The organism is Deltaproteobacteria bacterium, from assembly GCA_026712905.1.
Lineage (GTDB): Bacteria > Desulfobacterota > Binatia > UBA9968 > JAJDTQ01 > JAJDTQ01.
Genome location: JAPOPM010000102.1, coordinates 1 through 17,379, shown reverse-complemented (window position 1 = coordinate 17,379; position 17,379 = coordinate 1). Strand labels below are relative to the sequence as shown.

At 66.7% G+C, this 17,379-nt stretch carries 17 protein-coding genes; 9 read left to right on the top strand and 8 right to left on the bottom strand.

Translation table 11 applies throughout. The features are described from left to right. The first annotated feature begins 38 nt into the window (after nucleotides 1-38). Together selD and OXF11_08035 are read left to right on the top strand one after the other, a co-directional pair. Entirely contained in the window at nucleotides 39-1,082 is a 1,044-nt protein-coding gene (gene selD / locus OXF11_08040) for a selenide, water dikinase SelD (protein ID MCY4487053.1), read from the top strand. Nucleotides 1,083-1,439: 357 nt separating this feature from the next. Beyond that, nucleotides 1,440-1,814 (top strand): PIN domain-containing protein, encoded by a 375-nt coding sequence (locus OXF11_08035; GenBank protein MCY4487052.1) that lies wholly within the window; start codon nucleotides 1,440-1,442, stop codon nucleotides 1,812-1,814. 50 nt (nucleotides 1,815-1,864) lie between these two features. On the opposite strand, the gene OXF11_08030 is transcribed toward OXF11_08035, so the two are convergent. The 3 genes from OXF11_08030 to OXF11_08020 form a co-directional block, all read right to left on the bottom strand. After that, nucleotides 1,865-3,100, bottom strand: a complete 1,236-nt coding sequence (locus OXF11_08030; GenBank protein MCY4487051.1) for a glycerate kinase — start codon at nucleotides 3,098-3,100, stop codon at nucleotides 1,865-1,867. Between the two features lie 5 nt (nucleotides 3,101-3,105). Beyond that, a complete protein-coding gene (locus OXF11_08025; protein ID MCY4487050.1) occupies nucleotides 3,106-4,014 on the bottom strand; it encodes a DMT family transporter in 909 nt (302 codons plus the stop codon). Between the two features lie 105 nt (nucleotides 4,015-4,119). Beyond that, nucleotides 4,120-5,148 carry a hypothetical protein gene (locus OXF11_08020; GenBank protein MCY4487049.1) on the bottom strand — a complete coding sequence of 343 codons (1,029 nt, stop codon included), beginning with the start codon at nucleotides 5,146-5,148 and terminating at the stop codon, nucleotides 4,120-4,122. A 167-nt stretch (nucleotides 5,149-5,315) separates the two neighbouring features. On the opposite strand from OXF11_08020, the gene OXF11_08015 reads away from it, so the two are divergent. Then, entirely contained in the window at nucleotides 5,316-6,122 is an 807-nt protein-coding gene (locus tag OXF11_08015; GenBank protein MCY4487048.1) for an alpha/beta hydrolase, read from the top strand. An 83-nt stretch (nucleotides 6,123-6,205) separates the two neighbouring features. Here the strand turns inward: OXF11_08015 and accC are convergent, their stop codons facing one another. Together accC and accB are read right to left on the bottom strand one after the other, a co-directional pair. Continuing rightward, entirely contained in the window at nucleotides 6,206-7,570 is a 1,365-nt protein-coding gene (accC, locus tag OXF11_08010) for an acetyl-CoA carboxylase biotin carboxylase subunit (protein ID MCY4487047.1), read from the bottom strand. Between the two features lie 14 nt (nucleotides 7,571-7,584). Then, nucleotides 7,585-8,082 carry an acetyl-CoA carboxylase biotin carboxyl carrier protein gene (accB, locus tag OXF11_08005; GenBank protein MCY4487046.1) on the bottom strand — a complete coding sequence of 166 codons (498 nt, stop codon included), beginning with the start codon at nucleotides 8,080-8,082 and terminating at the stop codon, nucleotides 7,585-7,587. A 228-nt stretch (nucleotides 8,083-8,310) separates the two neighbouring features. Between accB and OXF11_08000 the strand changes: the two genes are divergently transcribed. From OXF11_08000 to OXF11_07990, 3 genes are all read left to right on the top strand, one after another. After that, nucleotides 8,311-8,970 (top strand): dienelactone hydrolase family protein, encoded by a 660-nt coding sequence (locus OXF11_08000; protein MCY4487045.1) that lies wholly within the window; start codon nucleotides 8,311-8,313, stop codon nucleotides 8,968-8,970. A gap of 139 nt (nucleotides 8,971-9,109) precedes the next feature. Then, nucleotides 9,110-10,201 carry an amidohydrolase family protein gene (locus OXF11_07995; GenBank protein ID MCY4487044.1) on the top strand — a complete coding sequence of 364 codons (1,092 nt, stop codon included), beginning with the start codon at nucleotides 9,110-9,112 and terminating at the stop codon, nucleotides 10,199-10,201. 60 nt (nucleotides 10,202-10,261) lie between these two features. After that, on the top strand, nucleotides 10,262-11,287 hold the full coding sequence (locus OXF11_07990; protein ID MCY4487043.1) for an amidohydrolase family protein: 1,026 nt from the start codon (nucleotides 10,262-10,264) through the stop codon (nucleotides 11,285-11,287). 24 nt (nucleotides 11,288-11,311) lie between these two features. Here OXF11_07990 and OXF11_07985 read toward each other — a convergent pair whose 3' ends face one another. Together OXF11_07985 and OXF11_07980 are read right to left on the bottom strand one after the other, a co-directional pair. After that, nucleotides 11,312-11,941, bottom strand: coding sequence for a nitroreductase family protein (locus OXF11_07985; protein MCY4487042.1), 630 nt, complete (start codon nucleotides 11,939-11,941; stop codon nucleotides 11,312-11,314). 147 nt (nucleotides 11,942-12,088) lie between these two features. After that, nucleotides 12,089-12,949 carry an aldolase/citrate lyase family protein gene (locus OXF11_07980; protein MCY4487041.1) on the bottom strand — a complete coding sequence of 287 codons (861 nt, stop codon included), beginning with the start codon at nucleotides 12,947-12,949 and terminating at the stop codon, nucleotides 12,089-12,091. Nucleotides 12,950-13,158: 209 nt separating this feature from the next. On the opposite strand from OXF11_07980, the gene OXF11_07975 reads away from it, so the two are divergent. The 3 genes from OXF11_07975 to OXF11_07965 all read left to right on the top strand — a co-directional run bounded on the left by OXF11_07975 (nucleotide 13,159) and on the right by OXF11_07965 (nucleotide 15,991). Then, on the top strand, nucleotides 13,159-14,145 hold the full coding sequence (locus OXF11_07975) for an amidohydrolase family protein (GenBank protein ID MCY4487040.1): 987 nt from the start codon (nucleotides 13,159-13,161) through the stop codon (nucleotides 14,143-14,145). 104 nt (nucleotides 14,146-14,249) lie between these two features. Further along, a complete protein-coding gene (locus OXF11_07970; protein MCY4487039.1) occupies nucleotides 14,250-15,359 on the top strand; it encodes an alpha/beta hydrolase in 1,110 nt (369 codons plus the stop codon). 107 nt (nucleotides 15,360-15,466) lie between these two features. Further along, nucleotides 15,467-15,991: an MOSC domain-containing protein gene (locus OXF11_07965; GenBank protein ID MCY4487038.1), complete on the top strand. Its 525-nt coding sequence runs from the start codon at nucleotides 15,467-15,469 to the stop codon at nucleotides 15,989-15,991. Between the two features lie 22 nt (nucleotides 15,992-16,013). Here the strand turns inward: OXF11_07965 and OXF11_07960 are convergent, their stop codons facing one another. Further along, on the bottom strand, nucleotides 16,014-17,027 hold the full coding sequence (locus OXF11_07960; GenBank protein ID MCY4487037.1) for an ABC transporter substrate-binding protein: 1,014 nt from the start codon (nucleotides 17,025-17,027) through the stop codon (nucleotides 16,014-16,016). Between the last annotated feature and the right edge of the window lie 352 nt (nucleotides 17,028-17,379).

The following is a 17,379-nucleotide window of genomic DNA, read 5'->3' as shown; positions in this document are numbered from 1 at the left end:
CGGTCCGCCATCAACACCCGAAGGAGCCTGAAATGGCCATGGAACCCATCCGCCTGACGCAGGAAGTCAAGGCCGCCGGTTGAGCTGCCAAGCTCGGCCCCGCCGACCTGGTGCAGGTCCTGCACCAACTGCCCAAATTCGCATCCCCTGATCTGCTGGTAGGAACCGAGACGGCGGACGACGCCGGCGTGTTCCAGTTGCGTCCCGATCTGGCCATCGTCAACACGGTGGACTTCTTCACGCCCATCGTCGACGACCCCTACATGTTCGGCCAGATCGCCGCCACCAACTCCTTGAGCGACGTTTACGCCATGGGTGGCGTGCCCGTCACGGCCCTCAACATCGTCTGCTTCCCCAAGGGGAAGATGGACATCGAGGTGCTGGGCGAGGTGCTGCGCGGCGGCGCCGACAAGGTGAAGGAGTCCGGCGCCGTCGTCGTCGGCGGCCACTCCATCATCGACGAGGAGATCAAGTACGGGCTGGCGGTGACCGGCACCGTGCACCCGGATCGCATCCTGCGCAACATCGGCGCCCATGAGGGCGACGTGCTGGTTCTTACCAAGGCCCTGGGCACCGGCATCGCCACCACCGCCGTCAAGCGCGGCAACGTCTCCCAGGCGAGCATCGACCAGGCCATTGCCTCCATGGCCGCCCTCAACAAGTACGCCGCCGAAGTCATGGGAGACTTCGACGTCCACGCCTGTTCCGACATCACCGGCTACGGCCTCCTGGGCCACGGGCTGGAGATGACCCTCGACGGCAGCGTCAGCATCACCTTCGAGGCCGCCCGGCTGCCCGTTCTCCCGGACGTCGCCCAACTCGCCGAAGCCGGCGGCAACCTCACAGGCGGCTGCAAGCGCAACCGCGAATGGCTCGACGACAAGACCATCATCGGCGACAGCGTCTCCGACGCCCTCGCGGAAGTCGCCCTCGACCCCCAGACCTCCGGCGGCCTGCTCATCGCCGTGGCGGAAAAGGACGGCGAGGCGCTGGTCAAGGCGCTGGTGGACCGCGACGTACCCGCGGCCGCCATCGTCGGGCATGTGACCGGGCGGGAGGAGTATGGGGTGCGGTTGGCGTGACGAGAACCGTCATCGTCCAAGTGCGGGCTGCGCGGGGGAGCCCGTTGTTGACTCGAACCTGGTAAGGCCATATAAGTTAGTTATGGCCATAACTTCAATCAAATCGACCTATTCGCTGGACGTGGAATCCGTACGTGCCCTGGAGGCGTTGGCGAAACGCTGGAGTGTATCCAAAACCGAAGTGTTGCGGCGGGCCATTCGGATAGCGGCAAACGAAGATGTCCCGCCTCAGAATGTTGCACTGGACGCTCTCGACCGGCTGCAGGCCTCTTTGCGAGAGCGGAACGTCGATACAGCCCAGTGGTTGAGAGACCTCAAAGCCGAGCGTCGGGCTACAGCGCGGCGGCTGCGCTTCCGATGATCCATCTGGACACCAGTTTCCTCATTGGTGCGCTCGATCAGGGGTCGCCTCAAGACCGCAGCCTGCGCAGGTGGGTCGGGGACGGCGAGACACTGGCCGTGAGCGCCGTCGCCTGGTCGGAATTCCTGTGTGGCCCGTTTACCCGAGCGGACCTGGAGTTGGCGAGGCAGGTGATTGGTATTTACAGGGACTTCACACCGGATCACGCGGCGATAGCCGCTCGCTTGTTCAGTGAGGCCGGAAGGCGACGTGGGTCGTTGCCGGACTGCATGATTGCGGCGTCGGCAATGGCCGACAGCGCACCCATCGCCACCGCGAATGAGGCGGACTTTCGCCGCTTCGAAGACGCCGGGCTGATCCTGGCGGGTTGAAGGCGCTCGCGCTCGAACCAAAGCAATGAGTGCGCTGCCGTAGTCCCCGTTCAGCCAATCAGTAACGCCCGGAAATCGTTAACGTTGGTCCACGTCGGGCCCGTCACCACCAAGTCCTCCAGTCTTCGGAAGAATTCGTAGCTGTCGTGCCCGGCGAGCATTGCCCGGGCGTCCATTCCGGCGGCGCGGGCGCGGGCCAGTGTGTCGGGGCCGATGGTGGCGCCGGCGGCGGCCGCGGAACCGTCGATGCCGTCGGTATCGCAGGCGATGGCGTGAACGTTGGGGGCGCCGTCGAGGGCCACGGCCAAGGACAGCAGGTACTCGAGGTTGGGGCCGCCGGTGCCACCCGGGGCGTCGAGCGTGACCGTGGCTTCGCCGCCGGAGATGAGCACGCCAGGTGCGTGTTGGCGGGCCAAGCCCGCGTGCATAACTCCGAGGTCGCACGCCTCTCCCTGAAGATCATCTCCCAGATTCATCACGTTGAGATTCAGCGCGCGGGCCCTGGCGGCGGCCGCGGCCAACGCGTCGGAAGGCCGCGCGACGATAGTGTAGCCGGTCCGGACGAGACGGGGGTCGCCGGGCTTCACGGTTTCCCATCCACCCTGCTCCAGAGCTCTTCTCGCAATTTCCGGTAGAACAACTTGGTACTGGCCGGCTATGGCCAGCGCCTCGGCGCAGGTGGTGGGGTCGGGGACGGTGGGGCCGGAGCCGATGACCGCCGGGTCGTCTCCGGGCACGTCCGAGATGGCGAGGGTCACGACCCGGGCCGGCGCCGCGGCGGCGGCGAGGCGTCCGCCCTTGATGGCGGAGAGGTGCTTCCGCAGACAATTCATCTCGGCGATGGGAGCGCCGGCCTCCAACAGCGCGCGATTGACGGCTTGCTTGTCGGGCAGGCTCAGGCCCGGTTGCGGCCCCACCAGCAGCGCGGACGCGCCCCCGGAAACAAGGAACAGCAGCAGGTCGTCGGGCCCGAGGCGGACAGCGGCCGAGAGGAAGCGCGAGGCGGCGCCCTGCCCTGCGGCGTCGGGCAACGGATGGCCCGCTTCGACCACCTCGATGCGTTGACACTCGACCCCGTGACCGTATCGCGTGACCGCGATGCCCTCGATGGCGCCCGGCCAGTTCTGCTCGACGGCCCGAGCCATGGCCGCGGCCGCCTTGCCCGCCGCCAGCACCAGGGTGCGCCCTGGGGGCGGCGCGGGCAGATGCGGCGGCACGACATGGGCTGGATCGGCGGCGGCGACCGCGGTGTCGAAGAGGCCGCGGAGGAGGACCCTCTCGTCCATTCGGCTTACCGCCGCACCGTCCCGCGCCGCGCGACGACGATGCCCCCGAGAACCGCTACGGCGCCCAGCGCCTGCTGTGTGCCGAGGCGTTCGTCGAACAGGAGCCAGGCGGCGGTGGCGGCCACGATCGGCTGCATCAGCAGACTCACGGAGACGAACGACGCCGGCAGATGCGCCAACGCCCATGCGATCAGGCTCTGGCCGAGCACTTGCGGGCCAACGGCCAGCGCGACCAGAACGGCCCAGCCCGCGGGCGTTGTGACGGCCATGGCCTCACCGCTCAGGAGCGCCACCCCCAAAGTGAGCATGACGCACACCGGCATGGCGTGGATCATGATCGTGAGCGTGGAAAAGCGCTGCCGCAGGCGTTCGACCGTCAACTGGTACCCAGCGTAGAACAGGGCGGTCAGCAATCCCAGCAGGTCGCCCACGAAGCGCGTGCGGCTGAGCGCGAGACTTGCGCCCGAGAGCGCGCCGATCCCCGCCATGGCCGTCACAAGGCCGACCATGAACGTCCCGGTGACGCGGGTACGGAACAGGAGCCATCCGCCCAGGACGACGAATGCCGGGGTCACGTTCAAGAGCAGGGTGGCGTTGGCCACGCTGGTCATGTGAATCGAGTAGTGCCACGCCGCCATGTCACCGGCGAAACAAGCACCCGCCAGAGCCATCAGCAGGTAAACCGTCGGGCCGGCAGGCTTATCGCGGGCAACGCGCCGGGCGTCGCCGGGCACGACTAGCGCAAGAGCCCAGTAGACAGGCAGCGCCAGCAGGAAACGGTAGAACGCCGTCGGGCTCGGACCCACTTCGCTCAGGCGCACGAGGATGGGAGCGAAAGCCGTGACGACGGCGCCGACGAACAGCGCCAGGACGGAAAGCCGTTCGGTACGAAGCAGCGCGGCGGACCCATTCAAAGGAATGCCGGTTGGGCTTGTTCGAGGTATTCAGCGGGAAGGATGAATGTCGGGGAGAGGGAGGTCACCCTCTCCCCGACCCATGTTGTTGGAGCCGACGGTGGCCTACTTCTTGGCCTTCCGAACCAGGAAGCCCAGCGAGTCCTTGGACTCCTGGGGCATACCGAGAATGGTCTCGACGTGCGACGCGATTTCCTTCGGCGAGACGTAGTTGATGATGAGTTTCACCTTCTTCGCTTCCGCGAGGAAAGCGGGATCCTGCAGCGTCTTGCGGAAGCCTTCCCTCAAGGTCGCGAGCCGGTCGGCGGGCACACCCGGCGGGGCCACGAAGGGCCGCTGGAACTCATACTGGCCACCCCATGCCTTGTAGGTGGCGAGTCCCTTTTTTCCGCCGCGCTTCTCCACCAGTTCGAAGACCAAATGCGAGTCCTTGAGTTCCGGATCGTCCTTGTGAGTCACGAGCACCGGGATCATCCGGTCGTCGCCCTTGGCATCGAGCATGCCCCGCGCCGTCACCCGCATGGACTCCCAACCCCAGCAGGCGCCCGCGACTTCCTTGCTCTGCATGGCAATACGCGACGTGGCGGTTCCCGAGTAACCCGAGACGACCTCGAAGTTTGTGCCCGCGGTCTGGTTAAGCAGCTTCGGCATGTCGACCCCGGTGGAGCCGGTCCGAGTGCCGCCCATCTTGATCTTCTTATTGGGATCGGTGATCTCCGCGATCCCCTTGACGCCGGACCATCCCATGAAGGCGCACGTGGGATTGCCCTTGACCGGAGCGCCGATCCAGCCCAGCTCTTTCGGCTTGATCTGTGTCTTGGGATCACCCAGGGCCCGAGTGAGCACGAAGCCGCTGTTCCACACGCCCAGGACGGTCCCGTCCCGCTTCGCTCTCCTCTGGATGTAGTTGGCCGAAACCAGACTGCCGGCACCGGTCATGTTCTGCACGATAAAATTCGGGTTTCCCGGAACGTGCTTGCCCATGTGGCGCACGACCTGCCGGGTGTAAGTGTCGTAACCGCCGCCGGGCGCGTAGCCGACGACGACCCGGATGGTCTTGCCCTTGAAGAAATCGGCGGCCACGGCCGTGCCGCCCGCGACCAGGCCGAGCGCCGCCACCAGTGCGACTGCCAATCCTGTCTTCCTGATCATAAAAACCCCCTTAGGTTGAATTTGCCCCAAAATAAATCCCGCATTGTCGCACATCGGGTAAAACAATGCCAACCGTCGAGCCGTTCCACGCGCATTCTGTTTCCCGCCGGCGGTTTGTGCTAGTTCGTGTACCCCAAGGGAGGTTTGCCATGCCAACACTGAACGTCGGCGACGCCGACATCTACTACGAGGTCCAGGGCGACGGGCCTCCTTTCGTCTTCATCTCGGAAACCGCGTGCGACGGCGACGTGTGGAACATCTTCCAGGTGCCCGAGTTCTCGCGCGACCACCGCACCATCATCACGGATTTCCGCGGCACCGGACGCTCCACCCGGACGCCCATGCGCTACACCACGCGCATGTTCGCCGACGACATCGCGGCGGTCATGGACCACCTCGACGCCACCGGCGCCATCGTGTGCGGCCATTCCATGGGCGGCCGGGTGGCGCAGTTGCTCGCCCTGGAGCACCCCGCACGGGTCAAGAAACTCATCCTCGCCTCGTCGGGGGCATCGCATCCCGACGCCAGGGGAATCCCGCTGCGCATCGCCACGGAGATGGTGGAGATGGGCTACGAGAAATACGTGCGCGAGCACACCATCGAGGTGGGCTGGACCGAGCAGTACCAGAAGGAGCACCCGGACGAGATCGAGCACTGCCTCAAGGTGCGCATGGCCAACCTGTCGTCGGTGGAGTGCTATTTCCGGCACGTCATCGCGCGCCAGGAGCACGACACCAGCGAACGCCTGAAGGACATCCAAGTGCCGGCGCTGGTGCTGGTGGGTGACGACGACCACGCGGTGGTGAGCGACATGTCGCACCGCAAGGGAGCGGACATCCTGGCAACCGGCATCCCCAACGCCAGGCTGGTGGTGCTGCCGGGAGAGCGGCACAGCTACTTCTTCACGAACCCGGAGGTCGCGCACACGGCGGTCCGGGAGTTCCTCAAGGACTGAGAGCCCTCTATAGGGTGCGAGGCATGCGGGGGCGACCGCCGGTCGCCCCTACCCAAGATCGTTCCGGCGTATTCCCTGTGGCGTCATGCGTGGCGCGCGGCCAGGTCGTCGAGGCGGCCTTCGAGCCAGCGGGTGCTGACCTTGCCGCTGACGTAGTCCGGCTCATCCATGACCGCCACCAGGAACGGGATGGTGGTGTCGATGCCGGCGGCGGCGAACTGGGTGAGGGACTGCTTCATGCGCGCCACCGCCTGTTCGCGGTCGTCGGCATGGACGATGAGCTTGGCCAGCAGCGAATCGTAGAACGGCGGCACCCGGTAACCCGGGAAGCACTGGGTATCCACCCGAATGCCCGGCCCCTGGGGCGGACTCCACTCGGTGAGCACGCCGGGGCACGGCCGGAACCCCTGCCACGGCGCCTCGGCGGTGATGCGGCACTCGATGGCGTGGCCTGCGAAACGCACATCCTCCTGCGAGAAGGACAGGCGCTCGCCGCCGGCGACGCGGATCTGCTCGCGCACGAGGTCGATGCCGGTAATCATCTCGGTGACCGGATGCTCCACCTGGATACGCGTGTTCATCTCCAGGAAGAAGAAGTCCTGGCGGTCTTCGTCGTAGATGAACTCCACGGTGCCGGCGTTCTCGTACTTGATCTCCTTGGCAACCCTGTGGCCGGCCGCGCGGATGCGTTCCCGCAACTCCACCGGGATGCACGCCGCCGGCGCCTCCTCCACCACCTTCTGGTAGCGCCGTTGCAGCGAGCAGTCGCGCTCGCCCACGTGCACCACGTTGCCGAAGCGGTCGCCGATGACCTGCACCTCGATGTGGCGGGCGTTGGGGACGTAGCGCTCCATGTACAACGTGGGATCGCCGAAGGCCGCCCGGGCCTCCGCCGAAGCGGTCTCGAAGGCGGTCTGGAGCTCGCCGTCCTCCCGGACGATCTTGATGCCCTTGCCGCCGCCGCCGGCCGCGGCCTTGAGCAGCACGGGATAGCCCACTTCCGCGGCCACCTCCGCCGCGTCCTCGAAGCCGCGCACGTTGTCGGAGCCGGGAACCAGCGGGACCCCGAAGGCCCCGACCGTGGCCCGGGCCAGCAGCTTGTTGCCCATCTGGCGGATGCTGTCGGCGCGCGGCCCCACGAAGGTGACGCCATGCTTGGCGCAGGCCTCGGCCAGCTCGGACTTCTCGGCGAGGAAGCCGTAGCCCGGATGAAGGGCGTCGCAACCGGTGCCCAGGGCCGTGGCCACCAGCGCCTCGACCTTGAGGTAGCTCTCGGTGGAACGCGCCGGTCCGATGCACACGGTGCGGTTCGCGAGGCGCGCCGGCATGCTGTCGCGGTCCGCTTCGGAAACCACCGCCACCGACTCGATGCCCAGGGACTGGCAGGCTCTGATGATGCGGACCGCTATCTCGCCCCGGTTGGCGACCAGGAGACGGCTAACGGCCATGGGCACACTCCTCGCTAGGCATCCGGCCGCACCAGGAACAGGGTCTGGCCATGCTCGACGAACTGGCCGCTCTCGACACAGACCTCGTCGATGGTGCCGGCGGTGCCCGCGCTGACGGCGTTGAAGACCTTCATGACCTCCACGAGGCCCACGGTGGTCTCGGCGTCCACATGGCCGCCGAGCTTGATGAAGGGCGGCGCGCCGGGCTCGGGCGTGGCGTAGAACGTGCCCACCATGGGCGCGGGAATGGGAACGGTGCCCTCCTTGACGGTGACGGCTTGGGCCGCGGGGGCGGGCTCGGCGGCCGCCGGAGCGGGGGCCGCCGGCGCCGCGGCCGCGGGAGCCGCTGCCGGAGCCGCAGCCGCCGCGGGCGCGGCCTGGGCCACGCTGACGGTCGCGGGCACGCCCGACTTGCTGACCGTGAGCTTCAGGTCGCCGATCTCCAGGTCGAGATAGTCGAAGTTCGATTTCTCCACCAAGTCCAGAATCTGCAGTACTTCATCCTCGGTCAATGGCGTGTCCTCTCTTCCTGTTCCGCTGCGTTTTCCGGCGACCGCCGTGGCGGGCGTAGAGACGCGAAGGTGCTGAATTGGCGGTATTGTTAACAAGAATCCGAAACGGGCGTCAACCGCGCACGGCGCCCGCCCGAAACGGCCTGGACTCGCAAATCGAGACGTACTATTCTGACTCCCCGTCGGCGGTGGACGCCGAACATTCTCTGAACTTCAGGAGGGAGAGTCATGGGAGAGACGATCACGTTCAAGCGGCCTGACGGCAAGGAGGCATCGGGATACTACGCGGCGGCGGGCGACAATGCTCCCGGCGTGGTGGTGATCCAGGAATGGTGGGGCGTGAACGACCAGATCAGGAGCGTGGCCGACAAGCTCGCCGGTCTGGGTTACAACGCGCTGGTGCCGGACCTCTACCGGGGCGTGGTGACGGTGGAAGCGGAGGAAGCCAGCCACCTGATGCAGAACCTCGACTTCGCGGATGCCAACACGGACGTGTGCAGCGCGGCGGAGCACCTGAAGCAGAGCTGCCCCAAGGTGGGGGTCATCGGGTTCTGCATGGGCGGCGCCCTGACGGTGCTGGCGGCGGTGTACTCCAAGGCCACGGACGCGGCCTGCTGCTGGTACGGCGTTCCCCCGGCGGAAGCGGCCGACACGCGCACCATCGCCATGCCGTTCCAGGGGCACTTCGCGCTGGAGGACGGCTTCTTCACGCCGGACCAGGTGGATGCCCTGGAAGAGCGCCTCAAGGAAGGCAACGTCACCCACGAGATCTTCCGCTACCAGGCCAAGCACGCCTTCGGGAACGAAACCGGGGGGAACTACGACGCCGAGGCCTGCAAGCTGGCGTGGGACCGGAGCACGGAGTTTCTGGCACAAAGCCTCAAGTAGCCGGCTGACCGGTTCTCTCCACGAAGCGTAGTCCGGCAGGGGAAGAGACTCCTACCGGACTACGCCTCCGGCCAATCCGGCCCGCGCGGAAGAGAAGAAGCGAGCATTCGGTTCCCGCCGCCGCGGGAAGGAGACCGCCATGGCAAGTTTCCCGATCATCGATGCCGACGGCCACGTGCAGGAGAAGTTCGCACCGTGGGAGGACCTGCTGGAGGGGCCGTACAAGAAGAAGGCGCCCCGTGTGGTGAAGGCAGACGGCCGCGATCAACTGCTCATGGAGGGGCGCATCTGGGCCAAGCCCTCGGGGGTCGGCTGTGGCATCGGCGCGGTGCCCCACAACCGCGCGCCGCAGCCCACCACGGGCATGTGGGACCCGGTGCAGCGCCTGAAGGACATGGACCTGGAACAGATCGCCATCTCGGTGAACTTCGGCACCACCGTGTTCCTGAGCCTGCCGTTCCTGGAGGACAAGGACTACGCCTGCGCCGTGTCCAAGGCCTACAACAACTGGCTCCACGAGTACTGCGGCCACGCGCCCGAACGGCTCAAGGGCGTCGCCCTGGTGCCCATGCAGGATCCGGTGGAGGCCGCGGCCGAGTTGCGCCGCTGCGTGAACGAGCTCGGCTTCGTGGCCGTGGCCACCGCCGCCCACTCCGCCGGGCGCAACCTCGACCATCCCGACTTCGACCCGTTCTACGCCGCCGCCGAGGAGCTAGGCGTGCCGGTCTGCGTCCACGTCGGCTCGGGCCGGCCCGCGGCCGCCGCCGACCGCTTCGACAACGCCCTGTTCGTGCACGCCACCACGCATCCCTTCGAGCAGATGATCGGCGTCATGTGCGTCATCGGCGGCGGCGTGCTGGAGAAGTTCCCCAAGCTCAAGGTGGCGTTCCTCGAAGCCGGCGCCGGCTGGGTGCCCTTCTGGATGGAGCGGCTGGACGAGCACTACGAGTACATGCAGGCGGCTGTGCCGCTGCTGACCATGCCGCCAAGCGAGTACGTCCGGCGGCGCGACGTCTACTTCTCCTTCGAACCCGACGAGACCACCCTGCCCTACGTCATGGACTTCATCGGCGACGACCGGCTGGTGTTCGCCTCGGACTACAACCACGGCGATTGCAAGTTCCCCAACGTGGTCAAGGAGATTCTGGCGCGGGACGACATCGCCGCCGACGCCCTGCCCAAGATCATGGGAGAGAACGCGCGGCGCCTCTACGACCTCGCGCCGAACTGAAAGCCGAACCGATCGCCTACAGCGCGCCGAGCACGGCGCCCCGAACCGCGGAGACGAGCCATGACCGTGACCCCGAGAACAATCGACGCCGACGCCCACGTCGTTGAAACGCCCTTCACCTGGGAGTTCATGACCGAGCAGGAACGTGCGCACGCGCCCTTTGCGGTCAAGCAGGAAGGCGGCCCCGAGTACTGGGTGGTGGACGACCGGCTGCACGTCAAGAACAACAACATCGGTCCCAACACCTCCGCCGACCAGCGCGAGATGCGCGACATCGACGCCCGGGTCAAGCACATGGACGAGTTGGAAGTGGACGTGCAGGTGCTCTACCCCACGCTGATGCTGCGGCCCTGCACCCAGAACCGGGCCACCGAACTGGCCATGTGCAAGAGCTACAACCGCTGGCTCGCCGAGGTCTGGAAGAAGGGCCAGGGCCGGCTCCGGTGGGTGTGCATGCCGCCCCTGCTCTCCATGGACGCGCTGCGCGGCGAGTTGGAGTTCGCCAAGGACAACGGCGCCTGCGGCATCTTCATGCGCGGGGTCGAGCACGAGAAGCGGCTGAGCAACCCCGACCTGTTCCCGCTGTACGAGATCGCCACCGAGTTGGACCTCCCCATCTGCGTCCACGCCGGCACCAACAGCACCGCCATCCACGACCTCTACGAGGGCGAAACCGGCTTCTCGCGCTTCAAGCTGCCGGTGGTGGGGACCTTCCACTCACTGCTGATGGACGGGACCCCGGCGCTCTTCCCCAAGATCCGCTGGGGCTTCGTCGAGGTCAGCGCCCAGTGGGTGCCCTATGCCCTGAACGACCTGCGGCTCCGCTTGGAGAAGCTCGGGAAGCCAATCCCCGCCAACATCATGGCCGAGAACCACATGTACGTGGCATGCCAGACCAGCGACGACCTGCCGGTGATCCTCAAGGACGCGGGCGAGGACAACCTCGTCATCGGCACCGACTACGGCCACAACGACACCTCCAGCCAGATCGAGGCGCTGCGCATGCTCCGCAGCGAGGGCTCCGTGCCCAGCGCCATCGTCGACAAGATCCTGGGAGACAACGCGCGGGCGCTGTACGGGCTGTAGTGTCCTGATACGGCCTCGGAGCGTTCACTCCCACGGCGGCGGGCTGCCCCACTCTTCGTAGTAGGTCGTCTCGGAGGTGGGGCGGCGGGCGGTAGTGCCGAAGCGGCCCTTGGGATAGCCCAAGGGGATGCAGCAGTGCACTTCCGCTTCCGGCGGCATCTTGAAGAGGGCGCGGATGCGGTCGTTCACGGTGGGGTGGAGGGTGGTGAGCACCGATCCGATGCCCAGGGCGCGGGCGGCCAGCATGAGGTTCTGTGCCGCGGGGAGGACCGACGTGGCATGTCCGGGCGCGGTGGAGACCGCCAGCACCACGGTGGGCACGTCTTTCATGTCGTCCGCCAGCCGCATGGCCGAGAGATGCAGGTCACCCGGCTCGAAGTTCTCGGGCTGCCAACCCGCCGGGCGCTTGGCCCACCAAGCCTCGCGGTAGAGCTCCGCGAACTCCCGGATCCTCTCACGGTCCCGCACCACCAGGAAGCGGACTCTCTGCTCGTTGCGCGAGCTTGGCGCCTTGAAGGCGGCGTCCATCAGCGTGTGGATGTCCTCGTCGCTCACCGGGTCCGGTTTGAGCCGGCGGATGGCCCGCTGGGTAAACATGGCATCCCCGAGGCTCATGTCGAGCCGCGCGGGGGGTTCGAGCTTCACCATCGTCATTGCTTCGGTCCTTTCCTGGGCCGCCCCTGCCCGCCCCTGGATTCCCGCTTCCGCGGGAATGACGACTCGGGGCGCTGGCGCCAATTCTCATCCGAGCGGAGTTTTGTCACAGTCTGTTCCGCGGGTATGACGGGAAGGGACGTCCAACTACCGCCCCGTCAGCTCCCGCGCGCGGTTGAGAACGGCGAAGGAGCGCGGCGCGCCGGGCATGAGGAAGCGGAAGCCCGCCTCCACCAGCCGCTCGACGTTGTCGGCACTGGGGTGCGGGTGGCCGCAGGGGACGTTGTGCTCCTTGCAGATTTCGAGGATGCGGTTGATGTGCTCGGCCACCACGGGGTGATCGTAATCGCGCGGGTGCCCCAGTTCCTGGCTCAGGTCCCCTTCGCCGATCAGCACCACGCCGATGCCCGGCACCTCCTTGAGCATGGCCGGCAGGTTCTCGATGGCGCGCACCTCCTCGCACTGGATCACCACCAGGATCTCGCCGTCGGGGGCCAGCGGCCACACGTCCGCGCGCTTGTAGTATTCCTGTTGCGCGAGCCCCCAGTAGCGGGCGGCGCGGACGGGGGCGTCGCCGCGGATGCCCGGCGGGTCGTAGAGCGGCTGGGACGAAAGGCGCGGGTAGCGGCACGCGGAGACGGCGTTGCGCGCCTCCTCCACCGAGCTGACGTGGGGGAAGATGATGCCGTAGACGCCGATGTCGAGCACCTGTTTCGCCAGCCACTGGTTCATCTCGTTGCCGTTAGGCGGGATGCGCACCATGGGCGTCACCGCCGGCGCCAGGGTACCGCGGTCCACCACCTGCCGCCGGTCCAGCATGTACTGGAGCGCGTGCCGCAGCCCCGGAATGTCCAGCGGCGCATGCTCCATTTCGAAGGCCACCCCGTCGAGCTTCGCCCCCGCCATGGCTACGGCGGTTTCGATATCGTTGGAGGCGAAGCTGACGAAGGCCGTCTTGCCTTCCTCCAGCGCTTTGATGACTCCGTTGAGACGCGGGATTTCCGCCATGCGGTGCTCCTTGGCTCTGTGCCGGGACCGTGCTTGCAGACGAAAGGCAACACTGCTCGAATCGGCCACCTGCCCCCTGAACCCGCCGACCGCCCCCTGAACCGCCGGCCTAAGCGCTATAGCCTGTCCATCCGCCCTTTGCTAGTGTAGTTGTCCTGAACGGTCGGGGTACGGACGTACCCGCACCCATACCTGTTGGAGGTTCACTCTTGATCATCGACGCGCACGCACACTACACCACGGCGCCGGCGAAGCTTCAGTCCTTTCGCGCGCGGCAGATCGTCAACCAGGCGCGGCCTGGACCGGCGAGCCTCAACATCAGCGACGAGGAATTGGAACAGTCCATGCGCGGCCAGTTCAAGCGCATGGACGACACAGGCATCGACCGGCTGCTGTTCTCGCCGCAGGCCTCGGCCATGGGGCATCATTTCGGATCGGAGCTCATCAGCCGCTACTGGAGCGAGGCGTGCAACGACCTCATCGCGCGCATCGCCAAGCTGTGGCCGGACCGGGTGTCACCCGTGTGCCAGCTCCCCCAATCAGCCGGAGTCGACCCCAAGAACTGGGTGGAGGAGCTGGACCGCTGCGTCCGCGAACAGGGATTCATCGCCTGCAACATCAACCCCGACGTGGGCGGCGGCCGCGAGCCCCTGACCCCCTCCCTGGCGGACGAGTGGTGGTACCCCCTGTGGGAGAAGATGGTGGATCTCGACATCCCTGGCACCGTGCACGCGAGCGCGTCGCTGCACCCGGCCATGCACATGACCAGTTCGTACTACATCGGGCAGCACCACAACGCCGCGGTGGAGCTGCTCAGCTCGCGCGTGTTCCAGGACTTCCCCAAGCTCAAGCTCGTCATCCCCCACGGCGGCGGGGCCGTGCCCTACCAGTGGAACCGCCACCGGGGCATGCACGTCATGGGAGGACTGGAGCCCTTCGAGGAAGCCGCCCGCCGGGTCTACTGGGACATGGCCATCTACGACACCGAGGGCATGGAGATGCTGATCAGGCGGGTCGGATCGGACCGCGTGCTCTTCGCCACCGAGATGTTCGGCGCGGTGAACGCCATCGACCCGCGGACGGGACGCAACTTCGAGGAAGTGGTGCCCCTCTTCGAGGCCGTCCCCGGCCTGAGCGACGAGGACCGCTACAACATCACCGAGGGCAACGCCAAGCGGCTGTACGGCTTGCCGTAAGCGAAACTGACCGGTGCTGCCCGGCAGCGACCGCGCGCGCCGGATTCCGGAGGACTTGAAACCCAACCCGACCGCCTTCGGGCCGGCGGACCGACGGAGACATCATGATCGACTTTCTCTTTCCCAACCACGTCATGGGCACGCATACGCTTCGGCTCGTGGCCGAATCCCAGCAGGGGGGCGGCGACGTCTTCGACATCGCGCGGCTGTGCCGCGACATCGAGCCCGGCGACAAGAAGGGCTGGGAGCGCGCCTGGCTCGACATGGCCCGGAGGACCGAGGACCTGGCCCGGGAGGCGCTGTCCAAGGGACACGAACACACCGCCATGCAGTTCTTCTTCCACGCCAACCAGTACTACCGCATGTCCGACACGCTCCTCACCATCGCCGAGAACGACGTCAGGGCCGAGCGGTTCAAGATGTGCCAGGCGAACTTCCGCGCCGCCGCGGCGCTGCACAAGCCGCCCGTGGAGGTGATCACCGTGCGTTGCGGCGACGAGGAGTACGACGGCTACTTCTGCCACCCCAAGTACCCGGCGCCGGGCAAGTGGCCCGCGGTCTTCCTCATCGGCGGCGCCGACGCCTTCGCCGAGGAGATCTTCTTCAGCGGCCGGCAGGTGCTGGAGTACGGCTGGGCGCTGCTGCTGGTGGACACGCCCGGCCGCGGCTCGTCCATGTACGTCAAGGGCATCACCACGCGGCCGGACTACGAGGTGCCCGCCAAGGCGTGCATCGACTACCTGGAGTCGCGGCCCGAGGTGGACGCCGACCGCATCGGCCTCATCGGCATCAGCATGGCCGGCTACTACGCGCCCCGGCTCGCCGCCTTCGACCCGCGCATCAAGGCGCTGGTGGGCTGGAGCGGCTGCTACAGCGTGCTGGACGACCTCTACGACTTCTGCGAACACCTCCAGCCGGTGGTGCAGCGGCTCTTGGGCGGCGTGAGCGACGCGGAGGCGCGCGAACGCCTCAAGGACTTCACCATGGAAGGCGTGGCACAGAACATCACCTGCCCGACTCTCATCACCCACGGCGCCGCCGACCGGCTCATGCGCCTGGAAGGTGCCAAGCGCCTGTACGACGAGATCGGCAGCGAGGACAAGACCCTCCAGATCTATGAAGACGTCCGGAGCGGCGGCGCCATCCATTGCAGCCACGACTACTGGGGGCACAACGTGCCGTTCATGCTGGATTGGATGCAGGAGCGGCTGTAGGTATGGCGCGAACTGGCGTGCAGGCGGACCTGTTTCCGTAAGTAAAACAACTAGTTGTGTCCTTAGCAACGAAACACAAGGTTTGACCCCCCAACGAAGGAGAAATCATGGCCAAGGGAACGGTTGTGTCGATACAGATCGCCAAGGACGCCAAGGGCGACATGGAGAGTCTTCAGGAGGTCCTCGCGATTGAGGGCAAGGGCCTCGAAGGAGACCGTTACTGCAATCAGGCGGGCAGCTACTCGCACAACCCCGGTCCGGACCGGGAGGTGACACTCATCGAGGCGGAAGCGCTCGAAGCCATGGAGCGGGACTATGGCACCACGCTGGACCCCAAGGACAGCCGCCGCAACATCACCACCCGCGGCGTTGCCCTCAACCACCTGGTGTTGGGCCGCGAGTTCTCCGTGGGCGAGGTGCGGATGCGCGGGCTGCGCGTGTGCGAGCCCTGCGTCAACCTCGTCAAGCTCACCGGCAAGAACGTGATGCAGGGGCTGGTTCACCGGGGCGGCGTGCGCGCCCAGGTGCTCAACAGCGGCACCATCCGCGTGGGCGACACCGTGGAATGGGATACGGAAGGCGCCTATGCGCCTGACCTCCCGGGCACCACGAGAAGGACCGCCGCGGGGTAGCGGGACTCACGCCCCAGACCCGTTATTCCCCGAGCACGACGAACAGGTCGTCGGTGCGGTAGCGCTCCGGGGTGAGACCCTGCTCATAGGCGTAGTCGAGAAACGCCTCGACGGTGCGGCCGTCGTCCTCCAGGGAGTAGCTCCAGGGGTCTCTCGGGTGTCCCGGGCCGCCGCTCAGGACCTCCACTTGTTCCGGGGCAAGCGACTCCCACCACTCCTCCTCCTCGGAGGCCAGGATGTACCGGGAGCGTGGCTCGCCGCCGCGGTTCCCCAACGTCCTGGCGCGAAGAAACGCTTCGTATAAGCCTTGGCACAGGTCCTCGTGCCGCTCGGCCACATCCTGCCACAACGCAACAGTGTGCATGATGGGAAAGCAGCCGGTGCGCGCGTAGTAGTCCACTTCGAGCTGGCGGGTGTCCTCGCCCAGCAGACGCCGCACGCCCGCGGCCTCTCGTGCCGTGGCGCTCACGGTAGAGGCCTCGATCATCGCGTCGATGTCGCCCCGCACCAGCAACTCCTCAAGACTCTCACCGGAACGCACCACCTCCACGTCAAGCCTGTTGCGCACTTCGTCACGCAACGGCACGTCCACCGTCACCACCCAGGTGATGTCGTTCAAATCGACGCCGTAATCGTGCTGCAGCAGCGCCCGGGCCCACAGGCCCGCGCTCAGGTTGAGGCGCCGCACGCCGACCCGCCGGCCCGCGAGATCCGCTGGCGACCCGATCCCGGCCGCGCCCCGGCAGAAGATGTAGGGATGGCGGAAGCGGCGGTAGTGAAAGACCGGAACGGCGACGAGCGGAACGCCTTGCGAGCGCGCGGTCACGAACGGCGCCATGCCCATCTCACAGATGTCGAAGGCCTTGTCGTCGAGCATGCGCAGGGTGCGCGGGTACTGGTAGTCGCCGAGAATACCGGTGGACGGGAACGGATCGGGTACGATCTCGATGTCGTAGCCGGCCACCGTCACGCGTCCTTCCAGCAACGGACGCGTGCGCTTGTATTCGCCACAGGACAGGGTCAGTCGCGGTTGCATGATGTCGTTGATACGCAAATGGCGTGTACGCCCGCAAGCGTTGTTCCCGCGGGTCAGCGTGTGTCAACGCTCATGAGGCAGAGACGCCTCGTATCGTCAATCCCGCGAAACAGTCTGTGTCAACACTCCACTTGGTCACGACCCGGCAGCGCCCCCCGAGTCGTCATTCCCGCGAAAGCTTGCCCTCGACCCCGATCGGGGGCGGGAATCCAGGGGTGGAGAGGGGCGAAATGGGCGTATTCCCCGCCTCCCCGCCTGGATTCCCGCTTTCGCGGGAATGACGACTCGGGGGGTTTGGCGCCAATTCTTGTCCGGGCGACGCTTTGGCACGGCCTGGTTCGCGGGAATGACG